This is a genomic window from Tabrizicola sp. (genome assembly GCF_031377265.1).
Classification (GTDB): Bacteria; Pseudomonadota; Alphaproteobacteria; order Rhodobacterales; family Rhodobacteraceae; genus JAUYQR01.
The window spans coordinates 1-5,370 of record NZ_JANMET010000068.1; the positions used below are offsets into that span (position 1 = coordinate 1).

Below are 5,370 nucleotides of genomic sequence, written 5' to 3' on the forward strand. Positions count from 1 at the left end.
CCAAAGCCGCGACCGAACCGACCGACAGGTCGATCCCGCCAGTCATGATGACAAAGCACATTCCCAGCGAGATCAGCGCGAACATGGAATTGTAGCGCAGCACGCTGAGGATGTTGAACGACCCCAGGAAATTGTCGTACCGCAGACCGCCGAACAGGATCAGTGCAAGAAGTGCCAGAACAACACCGTAGCTGGCCAGCATCTGGCCCCAGTTCACCCCGCGCCTCATGCCGTCCGCCCCCGTTCCTGCAGCCAGACCGCACCGATGATGATGGCCGCCTTGACCACGAGTGCCGCCGCATCCGGCACTCCGTTGGCCAGCAGCGTATAGCGGACCAGCTGGATGATCAGCGCACCCAGAAGCGTGCCGATGATCGTGGCGCGTCCGCCGCTGAGCAGCGTTCCCCCGACGGCCACAGCGGCAATCGCGTCAAGCTCCATCCCCATGCCGACCAGATTGGCATCCGAAGCCGAGTTGATGGCGATCACCACCAGCCCCGCCACCCCGGCCAAAGCGCCCGAAATGGCATAGACCGCGATCTTGATCCGCCCGGTGGCGATGCCCGACAGCCGCGCCGCACGTTCGTTGCCACCGATCGCCAGAACCTGACGGCCAAAGCTGGTGCGCGCCAGCAGCCAGGCCGCCAGCGCCACGATGCAAACCATGATGATCACCTGCGCGGGAATCCCGAACGGGCGGCCAAGGCCGATCCACTGGAACTCGGGCACCTTGAACACCTGCAGGTTGCCGTTGGTCATCACTTGCGCGATGCCGCGACCAGCGATGAACAGGACCAGCGTGGCCACGATGGGTTGAATCCGGAATCGCGCGATCAGCCAGCCGTTGAACGCCCCAAGCAACGTCGTTACGGCCACCGCCACGAACATGGCGACCGCCACCGCTGCCGGAACCCAGCCGATCTCGACCAGATTTCCCAGGAAGATCATCGGCGCGATGGCGCCCGAAATCGCCATCAGCGACCCGACCGAAAGGTCGATGCCGCCGGTCGCGATCACCAGCGTCATGCCGACCGCCACGATCACGATGTTGCAGACCTGCGTCAGGTTGACGTTCAGAGTCTGCCAGGTCGCGAAATTCGGGGTGACCGCGAAATTGAAGATCAGCAGCACCACAAGCGCCAGCGCGGTGCCGTAGCGTGCCAGCAGAAGTTTGACGCCCGACCAGTCAGCCATGCCCGACCCCATGCGCCATGGCACCCAGAACGGCGGCCTCGGTCAGCCCGTCGCGCGGCAGATCGGCCACGCTCAAGCCTTCGCGCAGCACAAAGACCCGGTCGGCACCTTCGACCACTTCCTCAAGCTCGGACGAGATCATCAGGACGGCCAGCCCGTCATCGGCTAAGGACCGGATTAGCCGCTGGATCTCGTCCTTGGCGCCCACGTCGATGCCCCGCGTCGGCTCGTCCAGGATCAGAAGGCGCGGCGACATCGCCAGCCAGCGCGCAAGCAGCACCTTCTGCTGATTGCCACCTGACAATTCGCGGATCTTCTGGCCCGGGCCGGCGCATTTGATCCCGAGCGCCGCGATGAAGCGGGCGACGATCGCGCGCTGTCGGGTCTCGTCCACGATGCCGCTGCGGCCCAGTACCGGACGCAGCGCCAGCATCATGTTATCGGCGACGCTCATGTCGGGCACGATGCCCTCGATCTTGCGATCCTCAGTGCAAAACCCCATGCCTGCGCGGATCGCATCGGCGGGTTGACCGGGCTGAAAAGGACGATCCGCGACCGCCATGCTGCCCGAACGTGCCATCGCGTCGCCGAAGATCAGCCGTGCAGTTTCCGACCGGCCCGACCCGAGCAGACCCGCGAGACCGACGATCTCGCCCTCGGCCACTGCAAGATCGACCCGGCGCACGTGACGCCCGTCCGACAGGCCGCTGGCCCGCAGAACGGTGGCGCCGGGCGCGCGTGCCGGTACGCCAAAGCCGGTCTTGCGTCCCTCGGTCCGCGCGACATCGCGGCCCAGCATGGTCGAGACCAGTTCCAGCTTGTCGGTCTCTTCGATCCGCGCGACCCTCACGGTGTGCCCGTCGCGCATGATGGTGACGCGGTCGCAGACCTGATAGAGTTCATCCAGTTTGTGGCTGACGAAGATCACCGAGATGCCCTCGGCCTTCAGCCCCCGGATCACGGTGAACAGCACCTGTATTTCGCGGTCGTCCAGCGACGAGGTCGGCTCGTCCATGATGACCAACCGCGCCGAAAACCCCACCGCGCGCGCGATGGCCACCATCTGCTGCGTCGCGGTAGAAAGCTGCGACAGTGGCTGATCCACGTCGATGGCAAGCTTGAACCGCGCCAGCAGCCGCCGCGCCTCGGCCCGCATCGCCGCCCAGTCCAGCAGTCCGAACCGCCGCATCTCGCGCCCCAGACAGATGTTTTCGGCGACCGAGCGTTGCGGCACCAGGTTGATTTCCTGATAGATCGTGCTGATGCCGGCGTCCTGTGCTGCACGCGGGGACGCGGCCTCGAAAGGGCGACCCTCGAATGTGATCTCGCCCGAGGTCTTGCGGTGATACCCGGTCAGAACCTTGATCAGCGTTGATTTTCCGGCACCGTTCTGCCCGATCAGGGCGTGAACTTCGCCGGGCTCGACAGTCAGCGATGCGTCGGTGAGGGCGGCAATGCCGCCGAAGGTCTTGCTGATGGACTGCATCGACAAAAGGGGTGGCGGCATGATCTTCCGGATGTTGAAGGCGGGCCCCTCCCGAAGCCGAAACCCTGAGGGTCGTGGGGGCCGGGCCTGTTCGATGGGGAACTTGCAGGAAGGACGGCGCACGCACCGTGGCCCTGTCCGCCGCGAGGAGGAAACCATACCGCGGGGATCTGGCACACGGAGCGTGCAGGTGCGGCACGCTTTCGCCAACCGCACCTGTTCGGGGTCAGTACGCCGTCGCCAGGCTTTCGGCCGCGTTGGTGATGTCGTAGAACCGGTCCGGATTGATCAGCTTGGCCGGGATCACTTCGCCATTCGCATAGGCCACCGCCGTGTCGAACGCCTTGGGTCCGAACAGCGGGCTGCATTCGCAGACCGCCGCGACCTTGCCGTCGATGATCAGCTGCACGATTTCCTTGCCGCCGTCGATCGACAGGATCATCACGTCCTTGCCCGCAACCTTGCCGGCCGCCTCGACCGCCGAGATGGCACCGATCGCCATTTCGTCGTTATGGGCATAGATGATGTCCGCGTCGGGATGCGCCTGCAGCAGCGTTTCGGCCACCTGTCGACCCTTGTCGCGGGCGAAATCGCCGGTCTGCGAGGCCAGCATGGTAAAGGCCGCGTTGGCCGCGATCACATCGTCGAAGCCCTTCTTGCGGTCATTTGCCGGCGACGAGCCCGTGGTGCCTTCCAGTTGCAGGATCTTGCTCTTGCCTCCGGCATTGGCCACCAGCCATTCGGCAACGCGCTTGCCCTCCTCGATGAAGTCGGACCCGATGAAGGTCACGTAATCCTCGCCGGCCTTTGCCAGCGACTGGTCCACGTTGCGGTCCAGCAGGATGATCGGGATATTCGCGCCCTTGGCGGCCTTGATCGCGGGGATCAGCGGCAGTTCTTCGCGCGGAGCCAGGAAGATCAGGTCGACGCCCTGCGCGATCATCGAGTTCACGTCGGCCACCTGCTTGGCGGCGGAACCCGCTGCATCGGTATAGACCATCTGCCAGCCGCGCGCGGCTGCTTCGTCCTGCATGCTCTTGGTCTGGGCCAGACGCCAGGGATTATTGCTTTCGGTCTGTGCGAAGCCGACCTTGTAGGTGTCTTTTTTCGGCAGCATCGGGGCCTGAGCGAAGGCCGCCCGGGCGAAAGCGGATGCCGCAGCAGCGGCGGCTGCCGAGACCAGTAGATGACGGCGGGAAAGGCTCATTTTCGTTCTCCTCCCAGAGATTGGACTTTGTTGCCAGTCCTCGAAAGATGCGTCACTTATAATCATCAGTCAAGCGCTACTTATGTTTATAAGTGATCGACTTCCGGAAGGCAGGCATCGCGAAATGATCTTCCAGCTTCGGGCTGGCTGCATTAATCACGCAAGGTATCAGCGGGCGACCAACAGGACGAGGGCGGATGACGGCCAACAAAAGTAGATCCGAAGACAAGGGAATCCCCCGCAACGAGCGGCGGCGCTTCAGTGTCGACGCGCCGCGACGGGTGACGATGACCGACATCGCACGCGTGGCGGGGTGTTCGCAGGCGACAGTGTCATTCGTACTGAACAAAGCCAACGGCGTGAAAATCTCGGAAGCGACGCGCAACCGCGTGATCGAGGCCGCGCGCACGCTCAACTACGCGGCGACCAGCCTTGCGCATCATGATGTCGTAGGCGGCGTGACATCCCTGAACCTCGCGCAAGTCGACATGCTGGGCTTCGTGGTCGATCAACTCGCGACCAGTCCTGAAGCCGTGGTCGCGATTGAAGGCGTGCGTCAGGCGATGCGGGATCAGGGCAGCGTGATGATGATCGCCCAGACGATGAACGACCCCGAAATGGAAGAGAGGGTTCTAAGGACGATGGTCGCCAAGGGGGCCAACGCGCTGATCTACATGACGATCTTTACCCGCAAGGTGACACTGCCAGTATGGATCGGTGATCTTGCAGTGCCGGTGATCTTGCTGAATTGCTATACCGCCGAACGGTCCTTCCCCTCCGTGATCCCAGGCGAAGTGGCGGGCGGACAGAAGGCCACGCAGCATCTGATCGACCATGGCCACCGTCGCATCGGCGTGATCACCGGCGAGCCCTGGATGGAGGCAACCCGCGACCGGCTGAAGGGATACCGGCGGGCGCTGAGCGGCGCGCGGATCGGCTTCGATCCGGCCCTGGTGATCACGGGCGACTGGTCCGCAAGTTCGGGATATGAAGGCACACGCCGCCTTCTTGCGATGGCAGAGCGTCCGACGGCCATCTTCTGCCAGAACGACCGGATGGCCATCGGATGCTATGAGGCGCTGAAAGAGGCCGGGATCGTCATTCCCGACGGAATGTCGGTGGTCGGCTATGACGACGAAGAGATCTCTCGCCATCTTCATCCGCAACTGACGACCGTGGTCCTGCCGCAGCGCGCTATGGGGGCATGGGCCGTCAAGGTGATCGCGACAGGGCCAGAACAGGCGACCGAAGGCTATCCAGTCACCAAACTTGACTGCGACCTGATCGCTCGCCTGTCGGTGACGCGTCCGCCGTACGTTTCAGAAGAAATATCACCGGACCGGACCCCGATCGGCTGATCCGGATCACTCCGCCCCCATCACCAGACCCTCGATGTCGTGTTTTTGGGTGATCGGCACCAGCGTGTCGACGACACGGCAGACCAGATGTTCGCGAACCTCTGCAGGCAAGGCATCGTAGTAGC

At 63.6% G+C, this 5,370-nt stretch carries 4 protein-coding genes and 1 pseudogene; 1 reads left to right on the forward strand and 4 read right to left on the reverse strand.

The genetic code is table 11. The features are described 5' to 3' along the window. The 4 genes and pseudogenes from RMO18_RS03880 to RMO18_RS03895 all read right to left on the reverse strand — a co-directional run. Positions 1–229: pseudogene (locus RMO18_RS03880) on the reverse strand (ABC transporter permease); the annotation flags it as partial. Next, on the reverse strand, positions 226–1,194 hold the full coding sequence (locus tag RMO18_RS03885) for an ABC transporter permease (protein ID WP_309664018.1): 969 nt from the start codon (positions 1,192–1,194) through the stop codon (positions 226–228). The pseudogene RMO18_RS03880 and the gene RMO18_RS03885, both read right to left, overlap by 4 nt. Further along, the gene (locus tag RMO18_RS03890) at positions 1,187–2,680 is read right to left on the reverse strand and encodes a sugar ABC transporter ATP-binding protein (RefSeq protein WP_309664019.1); all 1,494 of its coding nucleotides are present in this window, start codon (positions 2,678–2,680) and stop codon (positions 1,187–1,189) included. The genes RMO18_RS03885 and RMO18_RS03890 overlap by 8 nt, the downstream gene beginning before the upstream one ends. Before the next feature lie 226 nt (positions 2,681–2,906). Continuing rightward, the gene (locus RMO18_RS03895) at positions 2,907–3,887 is read right to left on the reverse strand and encodes an ABC transporter substrate-binding protein (protein WP_309664020.1); all 981 of its coding nucleotides are present in this window, start codon (positions 3,885–3,887) and stop codon (positions 2,907–2,909) included. Positions 3,888–4,084: 197 nt separating this feature from the next. On the opposite strand from RMO18_RS03895, the gene RMO18_RS03900 reads away from it, so the two are divergent. Continuing rightward, positions 4,085–5,245: a LacI family DNA-binding transcriptional regulator gene (locus tag RMO18_RS03900; protein ID WP_309664021.1), complete on the forward strand. Its 1,161-nt coding sequence runs from the start codon at positions 4,085–4,087 to the stop codon at positions 5,243–5,245. Positions 5,246–5,370: the final 125 nt, after the last annotated feature.

Coding starts and splice junctions, on each gene's coding strand:
- RMO18_RS03885 (WP_309664018.1), bottom strand. CDS start 1,194: ATGGCTGACTGGTCGGGCGTCAAACTTCTGCTGGCACGCTACGGCACC.
- RMO18_RS03890 (WP_309664019.1), bottom strand. CDS start 2,680: ATGCAGTCCATCAGCAAGACCTTCGGCGGCATTGCCGCCCTCACCGAC.
- RMO18_RS03895 (WP_309664020.1), bottom strand. CDS start 3,887: ATGAGCCTTTCCCGCCGTCATCTACTGGTCTCGGCAGCCGCCGCTGCT.
- RMO18_RS03900 (WP_309664021.1), top strand. CDS start 4,085: ATGACGGCCAACAAAAGTAGATCCGAAGACAAGGGAATCCCCCGCAAC.